This is a genomic window from Rhodococcus sp. NPDC003322 (assembly GCF_053589555.1).
The window spans coordinates 97042-123058 of record NZ_JBSFSC010000002.1 but is presented as its reverse complement, the minus strand read 5'-3'; the positions used below and the strand labels follow the sequence as shown (position 1 = coordinate 123058).

Annotated in this window: 26 protein-coding genes; 17 read left to right on the top strand and 9 right to left on the bottom strand. The window is 69.0% G+C overall.

The genetic code is table 11. The features are described 5' to 3' along the window. Positions 1–41 precede the first annotated feature (41 nt). Positions 42–1364, top strand: coding sequence for a YhgE/Pip domain-containing protein (locus ACWDUM_RS06955; protein ID WP_450133407.1), 1323 nt, complete (start codon positions 42–44; stop codon positions 1362–1364). A 6-nt stretch (positions 1365–1370) separates the two neighbouring features. Next, positions 1371–2108: an SIMPL domain-containing protein gene (locus ACWDUM_RS06950; RefSeq protein WP_450133406.1), complete on the top strand. Its 738-nt coding sequence runs from the start codon at positions 1371–1373 to the stop codon at positions 2106–2108. 7 nt (positions 2109–2115) lie between these two features. On the opposite strand, the gene ACWDUM_RS06945 is transcribed toward ACWDUM_RS06950, so the two are convergent. Further along, complete coding sequence (locus tag ACWDUM_RS06945) at positions 2116–2550, bottom strand: heme-binding protein (protein WP_450133405.1); 435 nt, start codon at positions 2548–2550, stop codon at positions 2116–2118. Between the two features lie 225 nt (positions 2551–2775). Between ACWDUM_RS06945 and ACWDUM_RS06940 the strand changes: the two genes are divergently transcribed. The 7 genes from ACWDUM_RS06940 (at position 2776) to ACWDUM_RS06910 (ending at position 11349) form a co-directional block, all read left to right on the top strand. After that, complete coding sequence (locus tag ACWDUM_RS06940) at positions 2776–4299, top strand: ABC transporter substrate-binding protein (RefSeq protein WP_450133404.1); 1524 nt, start codon at positions 2776–2778, stop codon at positions 4297–4299. A 36-nt stretch (positions 4300–4335) separates the two neighbouring features. Beyond that, on the top strand, positions 4336–5877 hold the full coding sequence (locus ACWDUM_RS06935) for an ABC transporter substrate-binding protein (protein WP_450133403.1): 1542 nt from the start codon (positions 4336–4338) through the stop codon (positions 5875–5877). Positions 5878–5963: 86 nt separating this feature from the next. Continuing rightward, positions 5964–7493 carry an ABC transporter substrate-binding protein gene (locus tag ACWDUM_RS06930; RefSeq protein WP_450133402.1) on the top strand — a complete coding sequence of 510 codons (1530 nt, stop codon included), beginning with the start codon at positions 5964–5966 and terminating at the stop codon, positions 7491–7493. Positions 7494–7521: 28 nt separating this feature from the next. Continuing rightward, positions 7522–8469, top strand: a complete 948-nt coding sequence (locus tag ACWDUM_RS06925) for an ABC transporter permease (RefSeq protein WP_450111953.1) — start codon at positions 7522–7524, stop codon at positions 8467–8469. Beyond that, on the top strand, positions 8466–9371 hold the full coding sequence (locus ACWDUM_RS06920) for an ABC transporter permease (RefSeq protein WP_450133401.1): 906 nt from the start codon (positions 8466–8468) through the stop codon (positions 9369–9371). The genes ACWDUM_RS06925 and ACWDUM_RS06920 overlap by 4 nt, the downstream gene beginning before the upstream one ends. Then, complete coding sequence (locus ACWDUM_RS06915; protein ID WP_450111955.1) at positions 9368–10360, top strand: ABC transporter ATP-binding protein; 993 nt, start codon at positions 9368–9370, stop codon at positions 10358–10360. Before ACWDUM_RS06920 ends, ACWDUM_RS06915 begins: the two co-directional genes overlap by 4 nt. Then, a complete protein-coding gene (locus tag ACWDUM_RS06910; protein WP_450111956.1) occupies positions 10357–11349 on the top strand; it encodes an ABC transporter ATP-binding protein in 993 nt (330 codons plus the stop codon). Before ACWDUM_RS06915 ends, ACWDUM_RS06910 begins: the two co-directional genes overlap by 4 nt. 79 nt (positions 11350–11428) lie before the next feature. On the opposite strand, the gene ACWDUM_RS06905 is transcribed toward ACWDUM_RS06910, so the two are convergent. Continuing rightward, on the bottom strand, positions 11429–12367 hold the full coding sequence (locus ACWDUM_RS06905; RefSeq protein WP_450133400.1) for a DUF5996 family protein: 939 nt from the start codon (positions 12365–12367) through the stop codon (positions 11429–11431). 499 nt (positions 12368–12866) lie between these two features. Then, a complete protein-coding gene (locus ACWDUM_RS06900; protein ID WP_450133399.1) occupies positions 12867–13760 on the bottom strand; it encodes an isocitrate lyase/PEP mutase family protein in 894 nt (297 codons plus the stop codon). 108 nt (positions 13761–13868) lie between these two features. Here ACWDUM_RS06900 and ACWDUM_RS06895 point away from each other — a divergent pair, with 108 nt between their 5' ends. From ACWDUM_RS06895 to ACWDUM_RS06885, 3 genes are all read left to right on the top strand, one after another. Further along, positions 13869–14705: an alpha/beta hydrolase gene (locus ACWDUM_RS06895; protein WP_450133398.1), complete on the top strand. Its 837-nt coding sequence runs from the start codon at positions 13869–13871 to the stop codon at positions 14703–14705. Positions 14706–14783: 78 nt separating this feature from the next. Then, a complete protein-coding gene (locus tag ACWDUM_RS06890; RefSeq protein ID WP_450133397.1) occupies positions 14784–16976 on the top strand; it encodes a phosphocholine-specific phospholipase C in 2193 nt (730 codons plus the stop codon). 12 nt (positions 16977–16988) lie between these two features. Beyond that, positions 16989–17957 carry an alpha/beta fold hydrolase gene (locus tag ACWDUM_RS06885; RefSeq protein ID WP_450133396.1) on the top strand — a complete coding sequence of 323 codons (969 nt, stop codon included), beginning with the start codon at positions 16989–16991 and terminating at the stop codon, positions 17955–17957. A gap of 77 nt (positions 17958–18034) precedes the next feature. Here ACWDUM_RS06885 and ACWDUM_RS06880 read toward each other — a convergent pair whose 3' ends face one another. Then, positions 18035–18472, bottom strand: coding sequence for a 6,7-dimethyl-8-ribityllumazine synthase (locus ACWDUM_RS06880; RefSeq protein ID WP_450111962.1), 438 nt, complete (start codon positions 18470–18472; stop codon positions 18035–18037). 145 nt (positions 18473–18617) lie between these two features. Here ACWDUM_RS06880 and ACWDUM_RS06875 point away from each other — a divergent pair, with 145 nt between their 5' ends. Together ACWDUM_RS06875 and ACWDUM_RS06870 are read left to right on the top strand one after the other, a co-directional pair. Further along, positions 18618–19367 carry a lysophospholipid acyltransferase family protein gene (locus ACWDUM_RS06875; protein WP_450111963.1) on the top strand — a complete coding sequence of 250 codons (750 nt, stop codon included), beginning with the start codon at positions 18618–18620 and terminating at the stop codon, positions 19365–19367. A 55-nt stretch (positions 19368–19422) separates the two neighbouring features. After that, positions 19423–19731, top strand: coding sequence for a rhodanese-like domain-containing protein (locus ACWDUM_RS06870; protein WP_450111964.1), 309 nt, complete (start codon positions 19423–19425; stop codon positions 19729–19731). A 12-nt stretch (positions 19732–19743) separates the two neighbouring features. Here the strand turns inward: ACWDUM_RS06870 and ACWDUM_RS06865 are convergent, their stop codons facing one another. The 4 genes from ACWDUM_RS06865 to ACWDUM_RS06850 form a co-directional block, all read right to left on the bottom strand. Continuing rightward, entirely contained in the window at positions 19744–20145 is a 402-nt protein-coding gene (locus ACWDUM_RS06865; RefSeq protein WP_450111965.1) for a hypothetical protein, read from the bottom strand. A 73-nt stretch (positions 20146–20218) separates the two neighbouring features. Continuing rightward, positions 20219–20590 (bottom strand): DUF5313 family protein, encoded by a 372-nt coding sequence (locus tag ACWDUM_RS06860; RefSeq protein ID WP_450112054.1) that lies wholly within the window; start codon positions 20588–20590, stop codon positions 20219–20221. A gap of 22 nt (positions 20591–20612) precedes the next feature. Then, the gene (locus ACWDUM_RS06855; protein ID WP_450111966.1) at positions 20613–21071 is read right to left on the bottom strand and encodes a MarR family winged helix-turn-helix transcriptional regulator; all 459 of its coding nucleotides are present in this window, start codon (positions 21069–21071) and stop codon (positions 20613–20615) included. A 110-nt stretch (positions 21072–21181) separates the two neighbouring features. Then, positions 21182–21751, bottom strand: a complete 570-nt coding sequence (locus tag ACWDUM_RS06850) for a TIGR03086 family metal-binding protein (RefSeq protein WP_450133395.1) — start codon at positions 21749–21751, stop codon at positions 21182–21184. Between the two features lie 171 nt (positions 21752–21922). Here ACWDUM_RS06850 and ACWDUM_RS06845 point away from each other — a divergent pair, with 171 nt between their 5' ends. From ACWDUM_RS06845 to ACWDUM_RS06835, 3 genes are all read left to right on the top strand, one after another. Further along, positions 21923–23374 carry a flavin-containing monooxygenase gene (locus tag ACWDUM_RS06845; protein ID WP_450112055.1) on the top strand — a complete coding sequence of 484 codons (1452 nt, stop codon included), beginning with the start codon at positions 21923–21925 and terminating at the stop codon, positions 23372–23374. Between the two features lie 140 nt (positions 23375–23514). Further along, positions 23515–24096 carry a hypothetical protein gene (locus ACWDUM_RS06840; RefSeq protein ID WP_450133394.1) on the top strand — a complete coding sequence of 194 codons (582 nt, stop codon included), beginning with the start codon at positions 23515–23517 and terminating at the stop codon, positions 24094–24096. Next, a complete protein-coding gene (locus tag ACWDUM_RS06835; RefSeq protein ID WP_450133393.1) occupies positions 24089–24748 on the top strand; it encodes a DUF6308 family protein in 660 nt (219 codons plus the stop codon). The genes ACWDUM_RS06840 and ACWDUM_RS06835 overlap by 8 nt, the downstream gene beginning before the upstream one ends. A 70-nt stretch (positions 24749–24818) precedes the next feature. On the opposite strand, the gene ACWDUM_RS06830 is transcribed toward ACWDUM_RS06835, so the two are convergent. Next, positions 24819–25892: a metallophosphoesterase gene (locus ACWDUM_RS06830; protein WP_450133392.1), complete on the bottom strand. Its 1074-nt coding sequence runs from the start codon at positions 25890–25892 to the stop codon at positions 24819–24821. Between the last annotated feature and the right edge of the window lie 125 nt (positions 25893–26017).

Here is a 26017-nt window from a genome sequence, read left to right as displayed (position 1 = left end):
GTGCCAGTGCCACGCCAGGAACAGTCCGTACGGTCGGATGTATGGCCGTCTCCGCACTGTCCGAGTCCCGTCTGCGCCGCTGGTGGCCCGTCCTTGCCTTGACCGTGGGGGTGCTCGTGGTCGGCGCCGGACTCGGTCTCGGTCTCCGGTCGCCGGCGCCGTCGTCGCAGGCGGTCGCGATCGTCAACGAGGACACCGGGTCCGCGGGGATGGGGGAGCGGGTGATCGGCACCCTCGAGTCGTCCGGGGACTTCAGCTGGGAGGTGGTGGACGCCGACACCGCAGCGGCCGGGAACTACCTTGCCGCCGTCACCATTCCGGAGGACTTCTCCGACGCCGTCGTCTCGCTCGGGAGCACCACCCCGCGGCAGGCAGAACTGTCGGTGCGGCGCGGCGCCGCGGCCGACGCGGACGCCATGTCGCGGCTGACGGCGACCGTCTCCGAGGTCACCTCGGCCACCGGCATCAGGAACCTGCTGTCGGGGATGGCGTCGGCGCGCGCGCAGTTGCAGCAGGCGATGCTGCCCGCCCAACTGCTGACCACCGCGACCGCGGCCGCGGACACCCAGGCCCGGCAGATGCTCGGCGGCGTCGAGGAGATGCTGCCCTACCTGCAGACCGCGAACGACGGCGCGAACCAGCTCGTGGACGTCGCCGGTCAGGTGTCGGGGATGGTGTCGCAGGCCCGCGGGCCTGCGACCGAACTGTCCACGCGACTGACCGAACTCGGGGTGACGATCGGTGACGTGACGACCGGCGTCGGTCGCCTCGAAACGGGATTGGACGCCGTGGCATCGCGGGTCGTCGGGCTCGACGCGGACGCCGCGCACTCGCTCGAGCGCACGTCGGCCGACCTCGCCGAACTGTCCCGGCAGCTGACCGCGATCACCGGACTGCTCGGCACCGGCGTGGGACCGGACACCGACCTCGGCAGCGCGATCGGCAGCGGCTTCGGGCAGCTCGAGTCGGTGTCCGCCCAGCTCTCCGAGGCCGGAGGCCAACTGCAGTCGGGGATCGGGCCGATCGCCGCGCAGGCCCCGGAACTGTTGGGCAGCACCACGGATCAGATCCTGGCCGGGGTCTCGCAGCTGAAGTCGGTGTCCACGCAGCTCGGTGAACAGCTGACGAAGGGCATCGACGCGATCCCCGCCCGCAGTGGCGTGCAGCAGGACGCGATGTCCACGACGATGGCCGCCCCCGTTGCGGTGATCGAGACCGGTGGCACCGCGGGACCGGGTCTGCTCGACACCCGAAACCTGATGGTTCTGTTCGCCGGTACGACGGTGGCGCTCGGAGCGGCCCTGGCCTGGATCGGGACACGCCGGGCGGGATACCGCCCCGGGACCGAGACCGCTGGGTCATAGTTGGGCATGGCAACCTGGCGGGCAGCACACCCGGCGACCCTGCGGGCGGTGGGTGCGGCGGCCGCGGCGGCGAGTGTGGTCCTGGTGGCGGGCTGCGCCGCGGACACCGCGACCGGTGGTACCGAGTCTCCGCCACCGGGAATCAGCACACAGGGCGTCGGCAAGGTCACCGCCGCACCCGACACCGCCACGGTGGTTCTCGGCGTGCAGACCCAGGCCGCGACCGCCGAAGCCGCCCTCGCCTCGAACGCCGAAAAGGCAACCGCGCTGATCGATTCCCTCAAGTCCAGGGGCATCGAGTCGAAGGACATCGCCACCAGCGGACTCTCGGTGCAGCCGACGTTCGCGCCTGCGTCGACCGACATCACCGGCTACCAGGTGACCAACCAGGTGACCGCCACCGTCCACGACATCGCCGGCGCAGGCGCCCTGATCGACGCGGCGGCCGCCGCGGCCGGCGACGCGGTGCGGGTACAGCAGATGACCTTCTCCATCGGCGACGACAGCGACCTCCGCGCCCAGGCCCGCGCGAAGGCCGTCGAGCAGGCCAAGGCCCAGGCCGGTCAGATCGCCGACGCCGCCGGGGTGGAACTCGGGGGCGTGCGGTGGATCAGCGAGGTCGCCGCCGCGCCACCCGGTCCGCTGCCAGGGCGGATGCAGTCCGATCAGGTCGCGTCGACGCCCGTCGAACCGGGAACACAGGAGCTGACGGTCACCGTCTCGGTGGTCTACGACATCGACTGATCTCCGGTCACGCCGGCGGCTGATCGCCGACTGCCCGGAGCGCGGCCAGACCGGCGCGGGCGAACGCGACGTCCTCGTCGGGGTCGGCGCCGCTGACCCCGATTCCGCCGACCACCACGCCGGCCAGGCGCACCGGCACCCCGCCCGCGAGGGTGGTCATCGGCTGCGCGGTCTGCGCGCCGATCAGGTCGATCAACTCCGGGTGGGCCGCCCGCAGTCCGGCGAGATCGCCGGACGCCGCCCCCATCAGCGCGGCCGTGGCGGCCTTCGCTCGTGCCACGCCCGCGGTGAACCACGGCGCGCCGTCCCCGCGAACCACGAGCACGTCGTGGCCCCGATGATCGACGACGGCGACGCTGATCCGCTTGCCGTCCTGCTGTGCCGCAGCCAGTGCCGCCTCCGCGGCCGCGCGGGCCCGGGTCGAATCCAGTTCGTTCTCCATTCGGGGGACCGTACCCGGCGGGCCGGTCCCGCGGGGTGGGACCGGGGCGCGCCGGTCCTTCGGGAGATCAGGGACGGCGGCTCTCGCGCTCGCTCAGGTCCCACTGAGCGAGACGGGATGAAAGTGCTCCCCGTCACACCGCATACGTTCGCGGCAGACCGACGGATTCGGTGTGTTCCCGCGTGCCTTCACCACGGCACGGGTGCGCCTCGCGAAGGAATGTGTATGTCACGCAGACTTGTTGTTGCCCTTGGCCTCACGGCCGCCCTGCTCGCCGGATGCGGCAGTGCCGACACCTCGCCGTCCACGGCGGCGGTGGACCCGAATGCCACGTTCCACTACGCAACGGTCTTCGGCGCCTCTTCCTTCGACCCGCACAAGACGAAGATCACCAGCGACGCGACCATGCTCAACCTGGTCTACGACCGGCTGGTGCATCGGGACACGGACGCCAATCCGGTTCCGGGACTGGCCGAGTCGTGGGAGGTCGCCGATGGCAAGTTGACGCTGCACCTGCGTGACGGCGTCACCTTCCAGGACGGCACCCCCTTCGACTCCGCGGTGGTCAAGGCGAACCTGGACCGGGCGAAGGAGCCGGACTCGGTGACCGCCGCGATGCTCACGGTGCTCACCGGCGTCGAGACACCCGACCCGCGGACCGCGGTCCTCGCACTGTCGGGGCCGGGCGCCCAGCTGGTACTCACCCTGTCCGACCTGCCCGGGATGATGGTCAACCCCAACGCTTTCGGAACCCCGGAGAAGAACGCGGCGCTGGCACTCACGCCGGCGGGCAGCGGTCGGTACACGGTGGCCCGTTCGCAGCCCGGCGCCGAGTACGAGTTCGAGGCGCGCGACGGTTACTGGGATCCCGAAGCGGTCAAGTCGAAGCGGTTCGTGTGGACCGTGATGACCGATCCACAGACGCGGATGAACGGCGTCGCCTCCGGCGAGCTGTCGGCGTCGATCATCACGCCGTTGACGATCGACGCCGCCGAGCAGCAGGGCCTGACCGTCGAGGCGCCGATCCGGATGGACCACATGGCCATCAACTTCAACCGCACTCGTGGCGAGTTCACGAAACTCGAGGTGCGCCAGGCGCTGGCGTACGCGATCGACCGTCAGGCCATCGCCGACACGGCGATGGAGGGGCACGCCGAGGCGGCGACCCAGAACTTCCCGAAGCAGTACTTCGCGTACGACTCCGGGCTCGAGGACTCCTACCCGTACGACCCGGAGAAGGCCAAGCAGCTGCTGGCCCAGGCCGGACTGCCGAACGGCTTCAGCTTCACCGCGATCCTGCTCAACCTGCCGGAGAACCAGCTCGTCGCGCAGATCGTGCAGCAGCAGCTCGCCGCGGTCGGCATCGACATGCAGCTGCGCCCACTGCCGCCGGCGGACGCCTCCCCGACCTTCAACCGCGGTGACGCCGACGCGATCGTGACCACGTTCACCGGCCGGGCCGATCCGTCGATCCTGCTCACCTCGCTGTACGGGGCCGCGTCGCCGCAGAACCCCTCGCACGCCAACGCTCCCGGCTTCCAGGAGGCGCTCGACGCCGCCAACTCGGAGTCCGACCTGACCGCGCGCGGTCAGAAGATCGGTGCGGTGTCCAGGATCGTCAGCGACAACGCCCTGGCCCTGCCGCTGGTGTTCTTCGCGCTCGGATCGACTCTCGACGACCGGGTCGTCGGCTACGAGCCGAACCTGCTCATCGACGAGTGGCGCGGTGTCGGCCTCGCCGCCGAGTAGCCCGAACCGAGACTCCCCTCCCGTCCCGACCGAAGGATGCCTGTGTTCTCACGAAAGCTGACGGCCGCGCTCGCGGTGTCCGCCGCCCTCGTTGCCGGCTGTGGTTCCACCGATTCCGGTGGTGCCACGACCGCCGACGTCGACCCGACCGCCACCCTCCGTTACGCCACCACCTACGGTGCCTCCTCCTTCGATCCGCACAAGACGAAGATCACCAGCGACTCGACCATGCTGAACCTGGTCTACGACCGCCTCGTGCACCGTGACATCGACGGCAATCCGGTACCCGGACTTGCGAAGTCGTGGGAGTTCGACGCGGGCGGAACCGCGCTGACGCTGAAGCTGCGCGAGGGTGTGACCTTCTCCGACGGCGCCGCGCTCGACGCGACCGCCGTCAAGGCGAACCTGGAACGTGCCCTGGCGCCGGACTCGATCACCGCATCCATGCTCGCCGGCATCGCCGCCGTCGACGCGCCGGACGCACAGACGGTGGTGCTGCGGCTCAGCGGCCCCGGCGCGCAGCTGGTCCTCACGCTGTCCGACCTGCCCGGAATGATGATCAGCCCGAACGCATTCGGCACACCGGAGAAGGACGCGGCCCTGGTGCTCAGCCCGGTCGGGGCCGGCCGCTACACGGTGGTCAAGGCGCAGCCCGGTGCCGAGTACCAGTACACGGCCCGGCAGGGCTACTGGGATCCGGAAGCGGTACGGGCCGCGAACTTCCAGTGGACGGTCATGACCGACCCGCAGACCCGCGTCGGCGGTGTCGCGTCCGGACAGCTCGATGCCGGCATCGCGACCCCCCAGTCCATCGACTCGGCGACCAGCCAGGGGTTGGATGCCCAGGTGCAGACGAGCCTGAACAACTACGTCCTGAACCTGAATCGGACGCGCAGCGAGTTCGGCAAGGTCGAGGTGCGCCAGGCCCTCGCACACGCCGTGGACCGGGACGCCGTCGTCGCGTCCGCGCTGGAGGGCCACGGGGAGGCGGCGAGCCAGAACTTCCCCAAGGGCTACTTCGCGCACGACGACGCGCTCGACGGCCAGTACCCCTTCGACCCTGCCAAGGCGAAGGATCTGCTGACGACGGCCGGTGTCCCCGCGGGATTCTCGTTCACCGCAGGCGTGTCGAACCTGCCGGAGAACACCATGATCGGTCAGATCATGAAGGAACAGCTCGCGAAGGTCGGCATCACGATGGAGATCCGGTCGATGACACCGACCGACCTCAACCCCGCGTTCAACCGCGGCGAACTCGACGCGATCCTGACGACGCTGGTGGGTCGTGCGGACCCGTCGCTGCTGCTGACATCGTTCTACGGTCAGAACTCGGCGCAGAACCCGTCCCACGACGACATCCCGGGATTCCGTGAGGCGATGGACGCCGCGAACCGGGCCACGGACGAGGCGCAGCGGGCCGCGCTGCTCGGTGACGTCAACGAGGTGCTCATGAACCAGGCCGCGATGCTGCCGATCGCTTTCGCACAGCTCGGGGCGATCACCTCGGACCAGGTCGTCGGATACGAACCCAACCGGGTCGTCGACGAGTGGCGCGGCGTCGGGGTTGCCGCGAACTGAACGAATCGCGCGTTCCTCGACCGGTTCGGATCGGGGTTTCCAGAACGACGGTAGGTGAATGGGGGAGAGTGACATTGTCTCGTAGGATGATTGCCGCGATCGGGCTGTCCGTTGCCCTGCTGGCAGGATGTTCGAGTTCGACGGAGACAGCGTCCTCGTCGGGTTCGGTGGAGACCGATCCGACGGCGACGTTCCGCTACGCAACGACGTACGGCACGTCCTCGTTCGATCCGCACAAGACGAAGGTCGCGCAGGACAACATCCTGCTCGCCCAGGTCTACGACCGGCTCGTGCACCGCGACGCGGACGCCAATCCCGTTCCCGGGCTGGCGGAGTCGTGGGAGTTCTCCGCGGACGGGTCGACTCTGATGTTCCACCTGCGGGACGGGGTGGTGTTCCAGGACGGGACGCCCTTCGACTCCGCCGCGGTCAAGGCCAATCTGGAACGGGCGAAGCAGCCGGACTCGATCACCACCACGATGCTGGCGCCGGTCGTCCGGATCGACACGCCCGACCGGCGGACCGTGGTGCTCGGGCTGGATGGTCCGGGTGCCCAATTGGTCCTCACACTGTCGGACCTGCCGGGAATGATGGTCAGCCCCGCCGCCTTCGGCACCCCGGAGAAGGACGCGGCGCTGGTCCTGAACCCGGTGGGCGCCGGCCGCTACACGGTGGCGCGCTCGACCCCGGGCGCGGAATACGAGTTCGCGTCCTGGGACGGTTACTGGGACCCGGAGTCGGTGAAGGCCGACACCTTCCGCTGGACCGTGATGGCCGACCCCCAGACCCGGTTGGCCGCGCTGTCGTCCGACCAGATGGACGCCGCGATCGCGACACCGCTGATCATCGACCCGGCGCAGCAGCAGGGCCTGGAGGCCGAGGTGCAGACCAGCCTCAACCACTATGTGCTGCACTTCAACCGGACGCGCAGCGAGTTCGGCAAGGTCGACGTCCGACGGGCCGTCACCCGGGCGATCGACCGCGAGGTCATCGCGCAGGCCGCGCTCGAAGGTCACGGTGAGGCCGCGAGCCAGAATTTCCCGTCCGGCTACTTCGCCTACAACGACGATCTGGCGGACCGGTACACCTACGACGAGCAGGCGGCCAGGAAGCTCCTCACCGAGGCCGGTGTGCCGAATGGCTTCACCTTCACCGCGGGTGTGATGAATCTGCCCGAGAACCAGCTGATCGCCCAGATCGTGCAGGAGCAGTTGTCGAAGGTGGGCGTTCGGATGGAGATCCGCATCATGACCCCGCAGGAGATGTCGCCGGTGTTCAACCGGGGCGAACTGGACGCCGTCCTGACCACCGTGGTCGGCCGCGCCGATCCGTCACTGTTGCTGACCACCTACTACTCGCCGACGTCACCGCAGAATCCGTCGAAGGACACGATGCCCGGGTTCCAGGAGGCTCTCGACGCCGCGAACCGGGAATCCGATCCCGCCGTCCGCGGTGAGCGGATCGCGGAGGCCTCCGCGGCCGTGATGGAGCAGGCGCCCATGGTGCCTCTGGCCTTCGCGGACCTCGGCGGCATCGTCACCGATCGCGTCGTCGGTTACCAGCCGTACCGGGCGATGGACGAATGGGGCGGCGTCGGGATCGCCGCCGCGCAGTGACCCGCCCACCGACGAGGAGGACCGTTTCGTGTTACGCCTGATCGCCAGCCGGCTGCTGGCGGTGATACCGCTGCTGCTCATCGCGACGGCGATCACCTTCAGCCTGGTCTTCCTCATCCCGGGGGACCCGGCGCACCGCATCGCCGGGGAGTCCGCGACCCCCGACCAGATCGAGATGGTCCGGCAGGAACTCGGTCTCGACCGGCCGGTGGTCGTGCAGTACGTGAACTTCCTGACGGGTCTGCTGCAGGGGGACCTCGGCACCAGCTTCACCTACAAGGCGCCGGTGCTGGACATGATCGTCGACCGGATCCCGGTGACCCTGTCGCTGGCCATCGTCTCGGTGGTCATCGCGCTGCTGATCGGGATTCCCGCCGGCATCGTCGGCGGTAGCCGGCCCGGCAGCTGGCAGGACCGGGTCAGCAGCATCGGCTCGACGCTCGGGGTCGCCACCCCGAACTTCGTTCTCGCGCTTCTCCTGGTGATGCTGTTCGCGATGAACCTGAAGATGCTGCCCGCCACCGGGTACGCACCCCTGAACAAGGGACTGTGGCCGTGGCTGTCGCATCTGCTGCTGCCCGCGATCGCACTCGGTGTCGCGGCCGCCGCGGAGATCGCCCGCCAGCTACGCAGCTCGATGATCGACGTGATGCAGCAGGACTACGTCCGCACCGCGACCGCGAAGGGGCTGCCCCGTCGCACGGTCCTGGTCAAGCACGCGCTGAAGAACGCCTTCATCCCGACGGCCACCGTCCTGGGCATGCAGATCGCCTTCCTGCTCGGCGGCACGGCCGTCATCGAGTCGGTGTTCGGGCTCAAGGGTCTCGGCGACTTCGCGGTTCAGTCGGTGCTGTCCGGAGACCTGCCCGCGATCCAGGGGGTGGTGATCTTCGGTGTGCTCGCCACCGTCGTCATGAGCCTGATCGTCGACATCTCGTACGGCTACCTCAATCCGAAGACCAGGAGGGCGGCATGACCGCACTGGACGAATCCTCGTCGGTCTCTGCGGAATCCGTCGCCGACAGCGTGGAGTCGCCGCGCCGGCGGTTCCTGCGCCGGTTCCGTGGCCGCCGCGCGGCACTGGTGTCGGCGGTGTTCCTGATCGTCATCACCGTCGTCGGTCTGCTCGCCCCGCTCATCGCACCGCACGACCCGCTCGTCCAGGACCTGACGGCGCGTCGGTTGCCGCCGCTGAGCGACGGCTACCTGCTCGGCACCGACAACCTCGGCCGGGACACGCTGTCCCGGTTGATGTACGGGATGCGGGTCGCGGTGTCCGCGGCCGCGATCTCGGTCTCGGTCGGACTGGTGATCGGCGTGGTTCCCGCACTGGTCGCAGGCTTCCTCGGAAAGCGCTGGGATGCGGTGATCTCGCGTGTCGCGGATGCCTTCCTCAGCTTTCCGCCGCTGCTGCTCGCGATGGCGATCGTCGGCGTCATGGGACCGAACCTGACCAACGCGATGATCGCGATCGGCATCGTCTTCGCGCCCCGGTTCTACCGGGTGGTCCGTGGTGCGGTGATCTCGGTGCGCGAGGACACGTTCATCGAGGCGTCCCGCAGTATCGGCACGCCCACCGGCCGGATCATCCGCAAGCACATTCTGCCGCACATTTTCTCGCCGCTGATCGTTCAGATCAGCCTGGCGTGCGGATTCGCGATGCTGTCGGAGTCGTCGCTGAGCTTCCTCGGCCTCGGCGTGCAGCCTCCGAACCCGAGCTGGGGCCGGATGCTCGCCGAGGGGCGGGAGGCGTGGAACTACACGCCGTGGCCGGTGCTGATTCCGGCGGTGGCGATCATCCTGGCCGTGCTGGCGTGCAACACCCTCGGCGACGGCATCCGCGATTCAGTCGGGCGAGAGAACAGGAGCGAGCGATGAGCGGGACCCCGTTGCTGTCCGTCGAGGGGCTCGGCGTCGAGTTCCTCACCCACGGAGGGTGGACGCCGGTGCTGCAGGACGTCACCTTCGACGTCCGGGCCGGTGACCTCGTCGGCCTGGTCGGCGAGTCCGGGTCCGGGAAGAGCGTCACCTGTTCGACCGTGTTGCGGCTGCTGCCGCAGCGGCAGTCGCGGATCACCGGTGGCCGCATCCTGTTCCAGGGCAAGGATCTGCTCGCGGCGTCGGAACGCGAACTGGGGTCGGTGCGCGGCAACGACATCGCCATGATCTTCCAGGAGCCGATGACGAGTCTGAACCCGGTGTTCACCGTGGGCGACCAGATCGCCGAGGTGGTCCGACGGCACCGCGGCGTCGGTCGCAAGGCGGCGCTCGCCCGTGCCACCGAGGTGCTCGACCTGGTTGGCATCCCCAACGCGGCCCGGCGGGTGAAGGAGTACCCGCACGAGTTCTCCGGTGGCATGCGCCAGCGGGTGATGATCGCGATGGCCCTCGCGTGCGAGCCGAAACTGCTGATCGCCGACGAGCCGACGACCGCGCTGGACGTGACCATCCAGGCGCAGGTGCTCGACTTGATCCGCGACATGGCAGCGCAATTCGACATGGGAGTGCTGTTCGTGACCCACGACCTCGGTGTCGTCGCGGACCTGTGCACCGAAGTGGTGGTGATGTACGCGGGACAGGTCGTGGAGCGGGCGCACACCGCGGAGCTGTACGACGCGCCCCGTCACCCGTACACGGAGGGCCTGCTCAAGTCGGTGCCGTCGATCGACGGCCGCGCCGAGTTGCACACGATTCCCGGCTCCCCGCCTGTCCCGGGCACGATCACCAGCGGGTGCCGGTTCGCGCCGCGCTGCGAGTACCGGCAGCCGGTGTGTGAGGGCAACGTTTCCCTCACCGATCTCGCTGGTGGGCAACGACTGTCGCGCTGTGCGAGGGTTGAGGAACTGATCCTGGAGGGATGCTCATGACCGTCGACGTCCAGTCGCGCGAGGAGGCCCCGCTGCTCAGTGTGCGGGGACTCAACGTGGAGTTTCGCAGCGGGTCGGCTCTTTTCGGTGGCAAGCGCACGGTGCGGGCGGTCAACGACGTCAGCTTCGACATCCGCGCGGGCGAAACGTTCGCGCTGGTGGGGGAGTCCGGGTCCGGGAAGTCGACCACCGCGCGCGGCATCCTGCGTTTGGTGGACGTCGCCGCGGGCACCGTCATGCTCGACGGTGTCGACGTGACCTCGTTGTCCCGCAACGACCTTCGTGCTGCCCGCCGGAACATGCAGATGGTGTTCCAGGATCCGTACTCGTCGCTGGACGCGGCGCGCACGGTCGGCGACGCGATCGCCGAGCCGCTCGAGGTGCACACCGAACTCGACGCCGACGCCCGTCGGCGACGGGTCGGGGACCTGCTCGAACAGGTGGGCCTGCGTCGCGAGCACGCGCAGCGGTACCCGTACGAGTTCTCCGGCGGCCAGCGTCAGCGGATCGCTATCGCCCGCGCCATCGCCGTCGAACCGAAACTGATCGTCGCCGACGAGGCCGTCAGCGCACTCGACGTCTCCACCCAGAACCAGGTCATCGCGCTGCTCGAACGGCTGTCCCGGGAGCTGGGCATCGCGTACCTGTTCATCGCCCACGACCTGGCGGTGGTGCGGCACATCGCCCAGACGACGGCGGTGATGTACCTCGGCAAGATCGTCGAGTGGGGGCCGTCGGAGCGGTTGTTCGCCGAACCCGCGCACCCCTACACCAAGGCCCTGCTGTCCGCGGTGCCCGTCCCGAACCCGCGCCGGCAACGCGACCGCGACCGGATCCGGCTCACCGGCGAGCTGCCCGACCCGGCGAACCCGCCGTCGGGATGCGCGTTCAGCACCCGCTGCCCACTGGTGACCGACCGCTGCCGCACCGAGGTCCCCGCGGTCACCGATGTCCCCGGCGGCGGTCAGGTGGCGTGCCACCTCGCGTAGCCGAGGCCGCCCGGGCCCGGTCCGAATCCAGTTCGTTCTCCATTCGGGGGACCGTGCCCGGCGAGGTCGGGTGGGTGTTCTAACGGTGGGAACTCCACCGGTGCGGATCGCACTCGAGCGCTGCGCGGTCCCAGCCTCCGAGGTCGGCGGCAGCGGCGTATGTGCTGTGCAGGAATTCGCCGACGGCCGCGTCGGGATCCGGTGCCGAGCGCGCACGCTCGTACGGGAAGAGGAACTGACGGAACTGCTCGCTGTAGAAGGCGCCCTCCGGGACGACGGCGCTGTCGAAGCCGTCCGGGGCCGGGTAGGCGTAGGAGTAGAACGCTCCCTCCTGGCCGCCGCCCGGCCAGAACCCGCAACTGCTCAGCTCGTGCGAGTAGCCCTCGACCATCACCCAGTCGCCGCAGTTCGGGGCGCCTCCGGGGTGTTTCGGTGCCGGTCGACCCGAGAATCGGGTGCACGCCAGATCCATTGCACCCCAGAAGAAGTGCACGGGTGTGACTTTTCCCGTGAAGTACGAGCGAAACTCCCGGATCACGCGGTCGGCCTGGACGAGCTGACGCCAGAACAGCGTCGCAGATTCGGCGTCGTACGACGTGTGCACCTCGTCGTCCGCGAACGGGATTGCGGTTTCGACCTCGTTCGGTGTGGCCCGGATGTGGACCTCGACTCCCATGCCGGACAACGCCCGAATCGTTTGGAAGTAGAATTCGGACACGGACTTCGGCTCGAGCGCCACCTCGGCGAGACCGCCGTCGCTGGTGCGCATCCGCAGCAGGTGGTCGACGAAGTCGAACTCGATGTCGAGCACCCGGGTGCCGTACGGGATCGCGCCGGTGCTCAGTCCGCGCGCGGACACGTAGAGCGTCACCTGCCACCAATGATTGATCATCGGGGACAGTGCCAAGCGGATCTTGCCGACGATCTGCGTCCACATGTGGAGCGTGTCGCGCGTGGCGGTCCAGTCGTCCACACGAAGAGACGGCCACGCCGGCTCGGACGGATGTCGATCGGTCACCGTGCCTCCCTCGACGTGAGTGTTCACGGGTTCGAGATGACGGACGTTCGATGCTCGCGGGTCCAGCCTAGTGCGTCGACAGCCAGGCCGCTGGAGAGTGACGAGCGCCGCGAACCAGGGCACGGATGCGCAGTCGAATCTCCCGTGCCCTGGTTCGTGATTGTTCCGCGCCACCGTCACCGTCTCCGGGGACGCATCCCTCGGAGCGTGGCCCGGCTCGACGTCACGGCAGCGGCGGTGCCAGAGGCGCGTGAGCGGTCAGCCGCCCAGGGAGCCGCTGAAGAAGTCGAGTGCGCTGAAGGCATCGGAAAACGCGCCGAAGAACTCGGACAGGTAGCTCAGATCCATGTTGATACACCTTTCGGTCGAACAGTGTTGCGCGGTTGCGCATTCACATGGTGTTCGACGAACCTGGCTGTCCGGTGTGCCGAGCCCGGCAGTCCCCTGAGAGATCCGGCCGCGGAACGCCTCGCCACCACCGGGCGCTGCGCGCCGGGAGTCAGCGGTCGCCGAAACGCGCACCGAGCTCGTTGACCTCCGGCAGGCCCATGAACCCGGTGAACTCGTCGAACGCGGGTAGTCCGGGTAGCGCGGCCGCCGGTGTGCCGTCCCTGGCGATGGTGGCGAAGAAGTCCTGAATGGACCGGGTGGCGGCCAGCAGGGCGCCGATCGGGAACAGGACCAGGGCGAACCCGAGTTCGGTGAGGGTGTCCAGCGGCAGCGGGGGAGTGCGTCCACCCTCGACCCAGTTGAACACCAGCCGGTGGCCCTTCAGTCGGGTCGCCACCTGGTGCACCTCGTCGACACTGTTCGGGGCCTCCACGAACAGCAGGTCGGCCCCCGCGTCGGCGTACCGCTGCGCCCGGTCGATCGCGGCGTCGAGACCCTCGACCGCCGCGGCGTCGGTGCGGGCGACGATCAGGAAGTCCGGGTCGGTGCGGGCCGCGGTCGCCGCCTCCAGCTTCGCGACCATCTCCGAGGTCGAGACGACGGCCTTGCCTGCCATGTGCCCGCAGCGTTTCGGGGCCACCTGGTCCTCGAGCTGGATCGCCGCGACACCCGCGTTCTCGTACTCGCGCACGGTGCGAATGACGTTGAGCGGGTTGCCGTATCCGGTGTCGGCATCGGCGATGAGCGGAAGGTCGATCGCGGCGGCCATCCGGCGCGCGTTGTCCGCCATCTCGGTGGCCGTGAGCAGGCCGACGTCGGGCCGGCCGATCATGCTCGCGGCGGTACCGAAGCCGGTCATGTAGGCGGCGGAGAACCCGGCGGCCTCGAGCAGCCGCGCGGACAGGCAGTCGTATGCGCCCGGGGCGAGGAGCGGCTCGTCCGCGTCGAGGAGCCGGCGTAGGCGGGGTCGAACCGCGGTCGGGGTGCCGAGGAGATCTGCCATGGCATCGCACCGTAGCCGGGCCGGGGCGGCTTCGCCGCATGTGTGCACTTTTGGTGGCCAGGACGACGAAAAGCGCGCACAGGCGCCGGAGGCGCCTATCGTGGTGACGTGGCGCACACACAGGGAACGTTCACCGGCAATCACGGCACCCGGATCACCTACGACATCTGGAACCCCGATGGGGAGCCGGTCGCGATCCTGGTTCTGGCGCACGGGCTCGGCGAGCACGCCCGCCGCTACGACCACGTCATCGCGCGGCTGCTTGACCTGGGGCTGGTGGTGTACGCACCGGACCACCGCGGGCACGGCCGCTCCGGCGGCAAGCGGGTCGAGCTCAAGGACTGGCACGACTACACCGACGACCTGCACCGGGTGTTCGAACTCGCCCGCGCCTCACACCCGGGGCTGCCGGTGTACCTGCTCGGCCACAGCATGGGCGGGGCGATCGCCCTCGACTACGCGCTCGACCACCAGGCCGACCTCGCCGGGCTGATCCTGTCCGGTCCTGCGGTCGACGTCACCTCCGGAACGCCCGGCATCGTCGTCGCGCTCGGCAAGGTCATCGGCAAGTACCTGCCGGGCCTGCCGGTGGAGACCCTCGACGCCAACCTCGTCTCCCGCGACCCGGAGGTCGTCGCCGCCTACAACGACGATCCGCTCGTGCACCACGGCAAGGTACCGGCAGGCATCGCCCGCGGCATGATCCTCAACGCCGAGTCCCTGCCGCCGCGGCTGCCGACGCTGACGCTGCCCTTGCTGCTGCTGCACGGCGAGAAGGACGGGCTGGCGAATGTGAACGGCAGCCGGATGATCGCGTCCACCGCGGGCACCGAGGACCTGACCTACAAGGAGTACCCGGGCCTCTACCACGAGGTGTTCAACGAGCCCGAGCAGGAGCAGGTGCTCGATGACGTCGTCGGCTGGCTGAAGGACCACCTCGACTGAACCGCCGGTTCGCGCCCCGGATCCGGGCCGGTTGGGTAACGTGCGGATTTTGTTGCTCGCACGTCGATAGGTTTCTTCTTGAACCCCAACATGTCCCGGCGTCGGTTCATGGCGCTCGGTGCGGGGGCGCTGGGCGCCGCCGCGACCGGATCTCTGCTGCCGCCGTCGCTGCAGGCCGCGATCGCGAACCCCGTCCCGCCGGGTGGGTTGGACTCCGTCGAGCACGTGGTGCTGCTGATGCAGGAGAACCGGGCGTTCGACCACTACTTCGGCGCGCTGCGCGGCGTCCGCGGCTTCGGTGACCCGAACGCGTTGACGCTGCGCACCGGCCGCACCGTGTACGAGCAGCCCGATCGCGACCACGTGGTGGTGCCGTACCCGATCCGCGATTCCGCGGCAGCGCAGCGGATGGACACGCAGAACGTCACCGCCCTCGACCACGAATGGGCAGGCGGTCACGAGGCGCTCGCAGGCGGCTGGCACGACGGCTGGATACCGGCGAAGACCGCCGCGACGATGGCGTACTACGACCGCCAGGACATCCCGTTCCACTACGAACTGGCCGACTCGTTCACCATCTGCGACGCCTACCACTGCTCGGTGCCGACGTCGACCAGCCCCAACCGCAACTACTGGGTGTCCGGATACACCGGGTTCGAGCCGGGCGGAGCCCGCGCCGTGACGAATTCCGCCTACCTGCCGATCCACGGCGGCTACACCTGGACCACCGTCCCCGAACGCCTCCAGGCGGCGGGTGTTTCGTGGAAGACCTATCAGGAGTGGGACAACTTCACCGACAACAACCTGGAGTATTTCGTCACCTTCAAGCAGTTGGCGAGCCGGATGTTCGGACACCCGTCGCTGGTGCCGTACCAGTTCTCGACACTGGCCGCGTTCTACGGCGCGGTCGGTGTCATGCCCGCGGCCGCGCAGGACGCGGCGGTGGCGGCCCTTGCCGCCGCGGCGGATTCGCTCTCCCCGGCCGACCGGCAGTTGTACGACCGGGCGCTGTTCCGGTCGCGGCCCGGCACCCTTGCCGCCGAGTTCCGTAAGGACGTCGACGGCGGGACGCTGCCGCAGGTCTCGTACCTGGTGCCGTCGACCGTCGACTCCGAGCACCCGTCCGACTCGTCGCCCGCCGCGAGCGCCACCCTGCTGTACCAGGTGCTCGACGCGCTCGCCTCCAAGCCCGAGATCTGGGCGAAGACGGTCGTTCTCGTGAACTACGACGAGAACGACGGCTACTACGATCACGTCCCGCCGCCGCAACCGCCGCGTGCGGTGGGCGACGAATGGGTCGCGGACCAGGCACTGGGACTCGGACCGCGGGTGCCGATGCTGGTGATCTCACCCTGGACGGTCGGCGGCTATGTGTCCTCGGAGGTGTTCGACCACACCTCGGTCACCCAGTTCCTGGAGCGGCGGTTCGGGTTCCTCCAATCGGAGATCAGTGGGTGGCGACGCACCGTCGCCGGTGACCTGACGGGCGCGTTCGACTTCGCGAAGCCTCGCTCCCGGCCGTCGCTCACCGCGCCTCCGTCGGCTCCGCCACTGCAACCCCGCTGGGTGCCGTCGCCGCCGACCGCGCAGCGGATGCCGGTGCAGGAGAGCGGAACCCGCCCCGCTCGGGCGCTGCCGTACCAGCCGGAAGCGGACGCCGTGCTCGACGGCGGCGCGCTGCTGGTCACGCTGCGGAACGCCGGCGCCCGTAGCGCCCACCTCGCGATGTACCCGTACGCCGGGGAATTCGAGGCGCCGCGCCACTTCGACGTCGAGTCGTCGGTCGAGTCGTCGGTGCCGCTGCCGCAGGGCCGGTACGCGCTGACCGTGCTCGGCCCCAACGGATTCCGGCGCGAGTTTGCGGGATCGGTGAGCGGCGCCGCCGCGGGGGTGACCGCGCGCACCGCCGTCGACGCGGGGGCGCGGACGCTGACCGTGACGGTCCGCAACGGCGGGGCGACGCCGGTGACCGCGCGGGTCGCGGGCGCCGACCGGACCGTCGCCGCCGGTACCGAGACCGCATTCTCCGTGTCGTCGACGCAGGGCTGGTACGACGCGGCGCTGACCGTGGTGGAGGACGACACCTTCCGCCGCCGCTGGGCGGGACACATCGAGAACGGCGCCGAATCCGTCAGTCAGGGCGCCGTCGCGATCTCTCCCACCGGCGACCTGACGTGGACGCCGCCGCCGAGCATCCCGGGCACCGGGTCCCTGGACACCGGGTCCGCGGCCGGGTCGTCGTCCCTGCTGCCGCTCGGCACCGGATCGTAAGAGGAGGTCGTGATGTCACAGTTGACGCATCGAACGCTCGAGGTGAACGGCATCGACCTGCACGTGGCCGAGCAGGGGGAGGGCGCGCCGGTCGTGCTGTGCCACGGCTTCCCCGGCCTGTGGTTCACCTGGCGCCACCAGCTGGACGCGCTGTCGCGTGCCGGGTACCGCGTGATCGCGCCCGACATGCGCGGCTACGGCCGCAGCAGTGCCCCCGCCGACGCGAGCGCCTACGACCGGCCGCACACCGTCGCCGACATGGTGGGCCTGCTCGACGCCCTCGGCATCGAGCAGGCGGTGTTCGCCGGCCACGACTTCGGTGCGCACCTGGTGTGGGACCTGCCCGCGTGGGCGCCGGGCCGGGTGCGGGCACTGATGCAACTCAGCGTCCCGCGCACCCCCAGGCTGCCGGTACGGCCGACCGTCGGGTTCGAATACCTCGCATCCCAGCACTTCGCGCACGTGCACTATTTCCAGGAGGTCGGCGTCGCGGACGTCGAACTGAACGAACACCCGCGCGAGTTCCTCGCGAAGATCCTGCACGCGCTGTCCGGCGCGAACCGGTACCTGGACTGCTGGGAGTTCCCGTCCGAGGGCAACGGCTACCTCGACGTCCTCCCGGAACCGCCGGTGCTGCCGTGGCCGTGGCTCGGTGAGGACGAGTTCGACTACTACGTCGCCGAATTCAGCAGGACCGGTTTCACCGGCGGGCTGAACTGGTACCGCGCCGAGGACTCCGTGTGGGAGCAGAACGAGACCCTGCACGACGTCCCGGTCGAGGTGCCGACGGTGTTCGTTGCCGGCTCCCGTGATCCGGTGCTGGAGATGATGGGCCGGGACCCGTTCGCCGCCATGCGCGCCCTGGTCCCCGGACTGGTCGGCACCCACGTCATCGACGGGGCCGGGCACTTCGTGCAGATGGAGAAGCCCGACGAGGTCAACGCGATCTGGCTCGACTTCCTCGCGGGCCTCGACGCCTGACGCCGTTCCCTAATGTCACATTGGGGGTCGTCAGGTGACCCGATGTGACATTAGGGAACCGCTGGTGGGGTGCTCGGCTACTTGATGGTGGCGAGCGAGGCCAGGGTGGCGGAGCAGGCGTCCGCGACCTCGGCGCCCTTCTTGTCGAAGTGCGCGGTGAAGAAGTCGGCGTGGTCGGCGTGGTCGTGGAAGTGGTGCGGGGTGAGCACCGCGGAGAACACGGGCACGTCGGTGTCGAGCTGGACCCGCATCAGGCCGTCGATCACCGCCGAGGCGACGAACTCGTGCCGGTAGATGCCACCGTCGACGACGAGGCCGGCGGTGACGACGGCATCGAAGCGGCCGGTACGGGCCAGTCGCTGTGCGTGCAGCGGGATCTCGAAGGCGCCGGGCGTCTCGAAGAACTCGACGTCGGCGGGGTCGTGACCCAGCTCGCGCCAGCGGGCGACGAACGCGTCCCGCGCGTGGTCGACGATGGAGCGGTGCCAGGTGGCCTGGACGAAGGCGATGGTCATGGACAAATGCTAGTGCGGGTCCCGGTCACCACGCGATCCGGACGGTCCCGCGGGGCGTGGATCCCCGCCCGTCGGTGTCAATTACGTTGTGGTATGGCACGTTTCGTGACGTGGGCCACTCGGTCCCCATCCGTACAGTGGGGCCATGGACAAGCCCGACGTGACACTCGAGAACTCCGACGCGGTCTACGACTTCTACCTCGCGCACCAGCAGAACCGGCTGCTCGCGAAGGCGGCGTACGCGACGCTGGCGGCGAAGTTCCGGCCTCGGGTGGGTTTCGCGGACGGTGCGCGGGAGAAGATCCGGGCGGCGGTGCGGTCGAACGCCAGCATCGTGCTGTCGGTGAACCACCTGTCCGAATCCGACCCGTACACGGTGGCCGCGGCGGCGTGGCGCAGCCCGCTGCGATCCGTGATCGGACGCACCCGGGTGCTGGCCAAGGACGAACTGTTCGCCGAGAACAAGCTGCGGGACCGGATCGACCTGATGGGGTCCATCCCCGTGTTCCGTGGCAAGAACCACGGCATGCGCGCCGTCAACGCCGCAGGTCAGCGAATGATGGACGTGTGCGCCGAGCGGATGCGCCGCGGCGACAGTCTCGCGATCTTCCCGGAGGGCACCTGCAACGAGGGCGATCCGACGCAGTTGCAGGCGGTCGGCAGCGGCGTCGGGCACATCACGAGCCGGGCGGTGAGACTCGGTGTGGCTCCGGTGCTGGTGCACATGGGCATCAGCTACGGCGGCACCGGCGAGGGGCGGACAGACAACGTCCGCGGCGCGAGCATCTACTTCGACACCCCGGTCACGGACCTGCCCGAGAAGCCGGCGGCGATCGCGCGGCTGGTGCACGATCGGCTGCAGGATGCCGTCGACGGTGCGGTGGCCCGCTACTGACCTGGTGGTGTCCCCGTCATCGGTACACTGGCGGCGATCTGTCTGGAGGACGTACATGCAGCAAGTGGATGTGACCGCACTGGAGATGGCGCTCGCCGCGGGCGCCCCGCTGATCGACGTGCGCGAGGCCGACGAGTTCGCGCAGGCGCGCGTGCCCGGGGCGGTGCTCGTCCCGCTCAGCGAGTTCACCGCCCGGCTGGACGAGATTCCTTCCGCGGACACGGTGTACGTGATCTGTGCGATGGGCGGGCGCAGCGCGCAGGCGACCCAGTACCTCAATGCGACCGGCGTCAACGCCGTGAACGTCGCCGGCGGCACCGAGGCGTGGATCGCGTCCGGCCGTGGAGTCGAGACCGGCGCCTGAGCGTCTCGTTCGTCAGAAGTTCACGACCAGGTTGTGCCGGCCCGGCTTCATCCAGCCGGTGACGACGCCCTGGCTCGGCTGCTGTTCCGTGCCGCCGCACGCCACGACGAGCCGGAACCGGCCCGCGTCGTAGGTGGTGAACGAGTACGACTTGACCCACCCGTGGGCGCCGGGGACGTCGTCGAGTTCCGCCCATCCGGATTCGCCCTTCTCGGCGGCGACGTACGTCGCGACCGGGGGTGAACTGCGCGCCCCGCTCTTGCAGGACACCGTCCCGAAAACGGTCTGCGGGGTCAGTGCCTGTGCGGCCGGTGCCGCGAGGACGGCAGGCACGGCGAGTGCGGCGGCAGTGGCGGCAAGTCCGAGGAAGCGCATCTGGGTCCTCTCGATCGCACGGCTGAAGACGATCACCAAACGCTGATTCTAGGAACGATTCGTCGTTCGCACGCCGCTTTGCCCGGACCCGGCGGGTGTGGCGCCCGGGCTGTTACCGCCAGAGCCGGTCGTATGCGCTGATCTCGGCTTCGCGGGCGGCCCGGCGCTTGTCGTTGTCGAGGTCCATCGGCAGGCCGTTCTTCTGCAGCCGCCGCGCGCGGTTCTGGTGGATGTAGACCACCGTGAAGAACACCGCCAGGGACATGCCGAGCAGCACCATCGACGCGCGCAGCCACAGTGGCCCGGGGAAGAGCATGAACGCCAGGTACAGCGGGATGAAGGGGACCTGCTGCCGCAGCAGGTGGCGAACGACGTAGTGGTCGCCGGTGATGTCGTTGCGGACCCACTCGTTCATCGACTCGGGCAGCTTCGCCCCGAATGCGTAGGCGATCCACTGCAGCGGGTTGGGGCGGGTGACACCCATCTTGCGTGTGCTCACTTCTCGCTCACTTCTCCAGTGCTCCGGCCGCGAGTGCGGCCTTGTTGATGTCGGTGAGGACGCGGTGCAGCTCTTCGAGCTGCGGGAGCCCGACGCCCAGTGCCGCGACCACGGCCGGCGGGATCTTCTCCGCCTCGTCGCGCAGCGCGCGTCCTGCGTCCGTCAGGTCGACGACGAGCGCACGCTCGTCCTCCGCGCTGCGGGTGCGGGTGATCAGTCCGGACGCCTCGAGGCGCTTGAGCAGCGGGGAGAGGGTCGGTGAATCCAGTTGCAGCGCAGCGCCGATCGCCTTGACGGACATCGGCGCCTCGCCCCAGAGCGCGAGCATCACCAGATACTGCGGGTGCGTCAGCCCCATCGGCTCGAGCAGGGGGCGGTACACCGAGAGGACGGCCCGGTTCGCCACGGCCAGCGCGAAGCAGACCTGCCGGTCGAGGGCGAGTGGATCGGTGTCGGTGGTGGTCACAAATCGAAGCGTACACGAATAGATAGCGCACTAACTAAATTGCGTCGCGTTTCACGTCGAACCGGAATGCGGGGGCATTCCCCGTCCGCGCACTCGCCGCGTGGGTTGCGTCAGGGGGTGCGGCCGAGGAGGGCGACCAGGCGGTCTATCGGTGGGGCGTCGTCGGTGACCGGTTGCGGCGGGGCGAACGGGGTGCGCCCCGGTGGCAGCTGGGGAATCAGCGCCCGGCTGAACGCGATCTGCTCCTCGATCACCGCGTCGTCGTAGGCGGTCGGCTGCCCGATGGCGCGCGCGAGGTCCCACCCGTGCGTGATCGTCTCGACGGTGCGCAGGTTCAGCGCCACCGTCGCGGGCATGCGCCGGATGGGCAGGTCGACCTCGGACTCGAGGGCACCGGGCGCCGCGAACGCCTGCACGAGGGCATCTGCGGCGGCGCGGAATGAGCCGGCCGGGTCGGGTCCGAGCAGGTCGGGCGGCGAGGCGACGGCCGCGACCGGCAGCGGGCGCTGGTGGAGCGCGGACGCGAACATGTGGTTGCCGGCCGTCAGGTGGTTGACGAGCTGGTGGACGGACCAGTCGGTGCAGGGCGTCGGTGCGGACCACTGGTCGTCGGCGACGGCGGCCACCAGTGCGGCGGTCGCGTCGAGTGCCCGGCCGAGGTCCTCGATGGTCGAGGTCATGATTCCGGCCTACCACCGTCACGCTCGCCGAGGAACCCCGGAATTCCCGAAACGGGGTGTTCCGGGGCGGGAAAGTGAGTGATACTGAAAGTGACACACACTGGGAAGGGTGGGCCTGTGGAGCAGAACACGCAGTTCGACGCGGTGATCGTCGGCGCCGGATTCGGTGGAATGGGCGCGGCGATCGCGCTCAACCGGCTCGGCATGACGAATCTGGCGATCCTCGAACGCGAGGACGACCTCGGCGGAACCTGGCACGTCAACCGCTACCCGGGCCTCGCCGTGGACATCGCGTCCGTGACCTACTCGTACTCGTTCGAACCCAACCCGCACTGGTCGCGCCTGTTCGCGCCCGGCGCAGAACTCAAGAAGTACGCCGACCACGTCGCCGACAAGTACGACCTGCGTCGCTACATGCGTTTCGGTGCCGTCGTCTCCGGAGCCCGGTGGGACGACGATGCGCGGCACTGGGTGGTGGCGATCGACGGTCGGGAGCCGGTGACGGGCCGCTACCTGCTCACCGCGACCGGATTCCTGTCGCAGCCGCACATGCCGGACATCGACGGCATCGACGCGTTCGCCGGCCGGATCGTGCACACGACTGCCTGGGACGACAGTGTCGACCTCGCCGGTGCGCGGGCCGCGATCATCGGCACCGGCGCTACCGCGGTCCAGTTGATCCCCGAGGTTGCCCGCAAGGCCGCCGCGCTGACCGTGTATCAGCGCACCCCGATCTGGGTGGTACCCAAGCTGGACATGCCGATTCCCGGTGTGCTGCAACGGCTGTTCGCGAAGGTGCCGGCCACCCAACGTGCCGCCCGCGCCGTCAGTGACGGACTGCTGGAGGGCCTGATGGTCAGTGCTGTGCTGCACTACAGGCAGGCGAAGCTGCTGAACAAGGCCGCCGCCGCGGCGTCCCGGCTGTTCCTGCGGACCCAGGTTCGGGACGCGAAGCTGCGGAGTGCGTTGACCCCCGACTACGACTTCGGCTGCAAGCGGCCGACGTTCTCCAACAGCTACTTCCGCACCTTCACCAAGAGGAACGTCGCCCTCGAGACCGCATCCATCGAACGGATCGAAGCGGACGGCATCGTCACCGCGGACGGCCGCAAGACCGAGATCGACACCCTGATCCTCGCGACCGGCTTCAACCTGTGGGACGTGAACTTCCCGGCCATCGAGGTGATCGGACGGGACCAGAGGAACCTCGGAAAGTGGTGGCGGGACAACCGATTCCAGGCATATGAGGGTGTCGCGGTGCCGAAGTTCCCGAACTTCCTCACCCTGGCCAGCCCGTACTCGTACAGCGGACTGTCGTATTTCACCACCATCGAGTCCCAGATGGCGCACATGACCCGGCTGTTCGGCGAGATGAAGCGTCGCGGGGCGGACGTGTTCGAGGTGACCGAGCAGGCCAACGAGCATTTCCTGGACCGGATGACCGCGAACCTCGACGGCTCCGTTTTCTACGCCGGTAGCTGCAGCACGTCGCGGTCGTACTACTTCAACCAGCACGGCGAGGCGGCTCTGCTGCGCCCGACGTCCACCGCGAACGCGTTCAAGGAGGCGCGCTCGTTCCCGCTCGACGACTACGAGCTGAGCTCGCCGACTGTCGGTGGGTGACGGCCGAGCGGTCATTCACACACCCTTTCGGGCACACGCAGGGGTGCTGGACGTGGTGAAGGGGTGTGCACGCTGGAAAAGGTGTGTGCACGTCGGGTGCTGACGCCCCCGCCGGCGGCCCGGTAGATACAGTTCTTGTCATGGCCACCATTCACCCGTCCGCGACTGACGAGAACTTCGAAGAGCTGCAACAGGACCCGTTCTTCGAGGTGGTCACCGACCTGATCGCCGACTACCTGACCGACGCGTTCGACGACCCGGCAGGTGGGGAGGTGGACCGGTGGACGCTCAGCGCGCTCCCTGCGACCAACCGGTCCGCTGAACGGGAGCGGCTGTTCACCCTCAACGCCGGGCCGATGGAGGTGCTGTTCGTCGAGCGTTTCCTCGAGGACGGGGAGATCGTCGACTATCGGGTCGCCCTGTACGCGTCGCTGTCGGCACTGACCGAGGAAACATCGTCGAGCCTGGACGAACTCGCGCTCCGCTACCCGTTGTTGCGATGCCACCCGACCGACATGGCTTCCGCCGGAGGGGACGGTGTTCTGATCGACTGGTTCGTCTCCGACGACGGGGCCGACGACCAGTTCTTCGATCTGCCCCTGGCGAAGGTGATCCGGCCTCTCGCCGAGCGCCTCGCCGCCCGAGGTCGTGGCCCGTACGCGCAGTACCACAACCGCGCCTTCGCGGCGCACGTGCTCGGGCGGGCGGCCGCCGATGACTGACCCGCTGCCCATCCGGCTGCCGCGCGTCCTTCGCGACGGCGACGACGCCGCGGCGTTGGACGTGCTGAGCGAGTACTTCACCCGCAAGGTCGTCAAGACCGGATACCTGAGGACCGGTGCGCTGTGGGACAACTGGGATCCCAGCGGCCGCCGCGACGCCGATCGCGACGTCTTCACCGCCGACGACCTCGTCGCGGTCACCCTGCTGTCGGTCGAGGTTCCCGGGCAGGGCGCGTTGGTCGTGTTGGGGGAGAAGCGTGCCGAGCTGAGCGCCCTGCTGCGGGAGGTCGGCCCGGACCGCGACCTCGCGGACGAGGACGACGTGCTCACCGAGTCCGCTCCGGTGTGGCGGCTCGACACGGTGCTGCGTGAGATCCACGGCGTCGGCAGGACCACGGCCTCGAAACTCATTGCGCGTAAACGCCCTCGCCTGTATCCGATCTACGACCGGGTCGTGGGGATCGAACTGGGCACCACCGTCACGCACCTCGAACAGATCCGCGTCGCGCTGCGGGCCAACGAGGGCGAACTGCACCGCCGGCTGATCCGCCTGCGTGATCAGGCCGGGCTCGACGAGGCGGTGCCGGCGCTGCGCATCCTGGATGTGCTGGCCTGGATGCAGGGCAAGAAGTACCTTCCCCGCACCGGGTGACGGACCTCCTGCGGGTCGGCGAGTGGGGGCGCCCTCTCGGACGGACACCCCGGCGGGGACCTGCGGTCGATCAGGCCAGCCGACGCTCGAACGCGACCGTCGACTGCGCGGTGGCGATGTCCACCGTGTACACCCGGATGGTGACGGCATCCGGGGCGAGGTCCATCACCATGAATCCGACGTCGGTGTAGTTCTGGAAGAGGTTCCTGCGGTCGACCTCGGCTCCGGCCTTGCCGTGGCTGTTCTTCGCCGACGCGCCCGACACGATCTGACGCGTTCCCTTGGAGGCCGCCGTCGGCTCGAGGATCTGCAGCGAATGATCATGTCCGGAGAGAATGAAGTGGCATCGGCCGACGACGTGGTCCTCGAAGAACCGCTTCGCGTGGACACCGTTCATGGGCTCGACCGGGATCCCGTCGTACTTGCCGGCATCGCCGTGGGGTCCGTTGCTGAGATACGGATGATGGGTGACGGCGATCTTCCACTTCGCCGTCGAGGAGGCCAACGCCGCATCGAGCCAGGCACGTTGCTCGCTCATGAACTGTCCGTTGGGTGACCAATACGGTGAGAGCAGCGGTGGGAGGTACGCGGCGAGCGGGTTGAGGTCGAGCACGAAGAACTCGACGACCGGGTTCCGTTCGGGCACGCGCAGCGAGTAGTACCGGCTGGGCATCCACCACTTCCTGGAGCGCCGGTGGTAGTCGACCTCCTCGTCGCCGCGCAACAGCCAGCCGCCGTCGCCCGGGAAGACCGCGCTGTTGTCGTGATTGCCCAGTGCCATCACCCACGGGAAGTCGAGGCCGTGGTTCGGGTCCTCGAACTTCGTGGTGAACTGGGTGTCGTCCTCGCTGGTGGGGCCCAGTTCGTAGATGTTGTCGCCGAGACCCAGTGCCATGGCGAGGGGTTCGCGGCCGTGGAGGTCGCGAATCGCGTCGGCCACCGCCCACTGAGGCTGGGCGCCGGTGCCCGCGTCACCGGTGAGGAGGACGCGGAGCGTCGATCCGGTGGGAAAGGCGAACTTGTCGCTGTCGGCGGCAGCCGCGGCGGCGACCGCCGGCGTCATCGCGGCGAGTGGGACGGCGGCGCCTGCCACCGCCGCGCCGGTGAGGAATCGCCGTCGATCGATTCCGTCGAACTCCGTCATCGTGTCCTCGTTCGTCTCGAAAGGGTGGGCACCGACACGGAGCAAACCCGAATATGGACAGCTGTTCAACTGCACGGGCCAAATGTCGCCGGTTGTTCACGAACATTTCGGGCCGCGCCGATCGT

What these genes read in the sequence shown, in the direction of transcription:
- ACWDUM_RS06955 (WP_450133407.1), top strand. Translation starts at nt 42, where the DNA reads ATGGCCGTCTCCGCACTGTCCGAGTCCCGTCTGCGCCGCTGGTGGCCC.
- ACWDUM_RS06950 (WP_450133406.1), top strand. Translation starts at nt 1,371, where the DNA reads ATGGCAACCTGGCGGGCAGCACACCCGGCGACCCTGCGGGCGGTGGGT.
- ACWDUM_RS06945 (WP_450133405.1), bottom strand. Translation starts at nt 2,550, where the DNA reads ATGGAGAACGAACTGGATTCGACCCGGGCCCGCGCGGCCGCGGAGGCG.
- ACWDUM_RS06940 (WP_450133404.1), top strand. Translation starts at nt 2,776, where the DNA reads ATGTCACGCAGACTTGTTGTTGCCCTTGGCCTCACGGCCGCCCTGCTC.
- ACWDUM_RS06935 (WP_450133403.1), top strand. Translation starts at nt 4,336, where the DNA reads ATGCCTGTGTTCTCACGAAAGCTGACGGCCGCGCTCGCGGTGTCCGCC.
- ACWDUM_RS06930 (WP_450133402.1), top strand. Translation starts at nt 5,964, where the DNA reads ATGATTGCCGCGATCGGGCTGTCCGTTGCCCTGCTGGCAGGATGTTCG.
- ACWDUM_RS06920 (WP_450133401.1), top strand. Translation starts at nt 8,466, where the DNA reads ATGACCGCACTGGACGAATCCTCGTCGGTCTCTGCGGAATCCGTCGCC.
- ACWDUM_RS06915 (WP_450111955.1), top strand. Translation starts at nt 9,368, where the DNA reads ATGAGCGGGACCCCGTTGCTGTCCGTCGAGGGGCTCGGCGTCGAGTTC.
- ACWDUM_RS06910 (WP_450111956.1), top strand. Translation starts at nt 10,357, where the DNA reads ATGACCGTCGACGTCCAGTCGCGCGAGGAGGCCCCGCTGCTCAGTGTG.
- ACWDUM_RS06900 (WP_450133399.1), bottom strand. Translation starts at nt 13,760, where the DNA reads ATGGCAGATCTCCTCGGCACCCCGACCGCGGTTCGACCCCGCCTACGC.
- ACWDUM_RS06885 (WP_450133396.1), top strand. Translation starts at nt 16,989, where the DNA reads ATGTCACAGTTGACGCATCGAACGCTCGAGGTGAACGGCATCGACCTG.
- ACWDUM_RS06880 (WP_450111962.1), bottom strand. Translation starts at nt 18,472, where the DNA reads ATGACCATCGCCTTCGTCCAGGCCACCTGGCACCGCTCCATCGTCGAC.
- ACWDUM_RS06875 (WP_450111963.1), top strand. Translation starts at nt 18,618, where the DNA reads ATGGACAAGCCCGACGTGACACTCGAGAACTCCGACGCGGTCTACGAC.
- ACWDUM_RS06870 (WP_450111964.1), top strand. Translation starts at nt 19,423, where the DNA reads ATGCAGCAAGTGGATGTGACCGCACTGGAGATGGCGCTCGCCGCGGGC.
- ACWDUM_RS06860 (WP_450112054.1), bottom strand. Translation starts at nt 20,590, where the DNA reads ATGGGTGTCACCCGCCCCAACCCGCTGCAGTGGATCGCCTACGCATTC.
- ACWDUM_RS06850 (WP_450133395.1), bottom strand. Translation starts at nt 21,751, where the DNA reads ATGACCTCGACCATCGAGGACCTCGGCCGGGCACTCGACGCGACCGCC.
- ACWDUM_RS06845 (WP_450112055.1), top strand. Translation starts at nt 21,923, where the DNA reads ATGGGCGCGGCGATCGCGCTCAACCGGCTCGGCATGACGAATCTGGCG.
- ACWDUM_RS06840 (WP_450133394.1), top strand. Translation starts at nt 23,515, where the DNA reads ATGGCCACCATTCACCCGTCCGCGACTGACGAGAACTTCGAAGAGCTG.
- ACWDUM_RS06835 (WP_450133393.1), top strand. Translation starts at nt 24,089, where the DNA reads ATGACTGACCCGCTGCCCATCCGGCTGCCGCGCGTCCTTCGCGACGGC.
- ACWDUM_RS06830 (WP_450133392.1), bottom strand. Translation starts at nt 25,892, where the DNA reads ATGACGGAGTTCGACGGAATCGATCGACGGCGATTCCTCACCGGCGCG.